Origin of the sequence: Kitasatospora sp. NPDC007106, from assembly GCF_040634455.1 — a bacterium.
Taxonomy (GTDB): domain Bacteria; phylum Actinomycetota; class Actinomycetes; order Streptomycetales; family Streptomycetaceae; genus Kitasatospora; species Kitasatospora arboriphila.
In genome coordinates this window covers 1-2,145 of the sequence record NZ_JBEYFP010000938.1, presented here as the reverse complement: position 1 = coordinate 2,145, position 2,145 = coordinate 1, and the positions used below count along the sequence as shown (strand labels likewise).

Sequence of the window (2,145 nt, the reverse complement as noted above, 5' to 3'; positions counted from 1 at the left end):
GGTGGCGGTCGCGCCGGCGCCCCCGGCCGGCCCGTGGAGCGGGCCGCGCCGGGGGCACCCGTGCGCGAGGCTCAGCTGTTGGTGCAGACGTTGCCGGCCGTCGGGTTCAGGAGGCCGATCAGGTTGATGCTGTTCCCGCAGATGTTGACGGGGATGTGGATCGGAATCTGAACCACGTTGCCGGACAGCACGCCCGGGGAGTTGGTGGCCGTGCCGACGGCGCTCGCGTCTGCGTTGGCCACGCCGGCCGAGCCGAGCACGAGAGCACCGGCGGCGACGGTCAGCGCGAGAGCCTTGCGGATGTCCTTCACGGTCTTCTCCAATTCGGGAGGGGACGTTCCTGGGTGGAACCCGGGCGCCGGGCCGACGGCCTGCCGGCCGGGCGGCGCCCGACACCCAGTCTTGGCACGGCGAGGCGGAACGGTCCTCCGGGCACGCGCGAGGTTCGTCCGCCCGGGTGGGAATCTCCGCAACCACTGGGCCATCGGCGGTACTCGGGACCCCGCTTCTGATTACGGGCTGTGACGACCCGTCGGATTCGGGCCCGCACCACCCCCGTACGGCCCCGGCCCTCGTCGGACGAACCGTTCCACCGGGCCGCCCGTCGATCGGAGTCCCGGGGCGGCCGGGAAGCGGCTCCGGAACCGGTTCCGGGCCAAAACAAGCATGCATGCTTGATTTATTCGTGGCCCGCTGCCAGGCTGCTGCACGACCAGCGCAGGGGAGGCGGGCATGCTCAGGATCGGCAATGCGTCCGGGTTCTACGGCGACCGGTTCGCCGCGTTCGAGGAGATGCTCACCGGCGGACCGCTGGACGTGCTGACCGGCGACTACCTCGCCGAGCTCACCATGCTCATCCTCGCCCGCGACCGGCTGAAGGACCCGGGCCTCGGCTACGCCAAGACCTTCCTCCGGCAGGCCGAGCAGTGCCTCGCGCTCGCCGCCGAACGCGGCGTCAAGCTCGTCGTCAACGCCGGCGGACTCAACCCCGCCCGGCTCGCCGAGGCGGTCGCCGAACTCGCCGCCAAGCAGGGCCTCGCGCTGCGCACCGGCCACGTCCTCGGCGACGACCTGCTCGCCCGCGCCGCGGAGTTCGGCCCCCGACCCGGACTGCTCGCCGCCAACGCCTACCTCGGCGGGGCCGGCATCGCCGCCTGCCTGCGCGGCGGAGCCGACGTCGTCGTCACCGGCCGGGTCACCGACGCCGCGCTCGTCACCGGCCCCGCCATGGCCCACTTCGGCTGGGGACCCGACGACCTCGACCCGCTCGCCGGCGCCGTCGTCGCCGGCCACGTCCTCGAGTGCGGCACCCAGGCCACCGGCGGCAACTACGCCTTCTTCCGCGAGCACCTCGGCCCCGGCGCCGACCCCCGCCCCGGCTTCCCGCTCGCCGAGATCCACGCCGACGGCAGCAGCGTCATCACCAAGCACTCCGGCACCGGCGGCGCCGTCACCGTCGAGACCGTCACCGCCCAGCTGCTCTACGAGACCGCCGGACCGCGCTACGCCGGACCGGATGTGACGGCCCGCCTGGACACCGTCCGGCTCGCCCAGCAGGGGCCCGACCGGGTGCTCGTCGAGGGCGTCCGCGGCGAGGCGCCACCGCCCGGCCTCAAGGTCGGCCTCAACCGGCTCGGCGGCTACCGCAACGAGGTCGTCTTCGTCCTCACCGGCCTCGACGTCGAGGCCAAGGCCGACCTGGTGCGCCGCCAGTTCGAGCAGGCGCTCACCCGCCGGCCCGCCGAACTCCGCTGGACCCTCGCCCGCACCGACCACCCCGACGCCGACACCGAGGAAGCGGCCTCCGCGCTGCTGCGCCTCACCGTCCGCGATTCCGACGAGCGGGCCGTCGGCCGGGCCGTCGGTGCCGCCGCCGTCGAACTCGGCCTCGCCGGCTACCCCGGCTTCCACCTCACCGCACCGCCCGGCCCCGGCACCCCGTACGGCGTCTTCGAGACCGCGTACACCGACCGGCGCGGCGTGCCGCACACCGCGGTGCTGCCCGACGGCACCACCCGGCCCGTCCCCGCACCCGACCGCACCCGGCCGCTCGAACCGCTCGCCGAACCGCCGCTGCCGGAGCCGCTGCCCGCCGGGCCGACCCGCCGCGCCCCGCTCGGCCTGGTCGCCGGCGCCCGCAGCGGC

2 protein-coding genes are annotated in these 2,145 nt (G+C 75.1%); one reads left to right on the top strand and one right to left on the bottom strand.

Features of this window, described 5'->3' with window-relative positions:
* Positions 1-71 precede the first annotated feature (71 nt).
* Entirely contained in the window at positions 72-311 is a 240-nt protein-coding gene (locus tag ABZ641_RS34225) for a chaplin (protein WP_344625879.1), read from the bottom strand.
* A gap of 421 nt (positions 312-732) precedes the next feature.
* Here ABZ641_RS34225 and ABZ641_RS34220 point away from each other — a divergent pair.
* Positions 733-2,145 (top strand): acyclic terpene utilization AtuA family protein (locus tag ABZ641_RS34220; protein WP_359988232.1); only part of this gene is annotated, 1,413 nt, incomplete at its 3' end.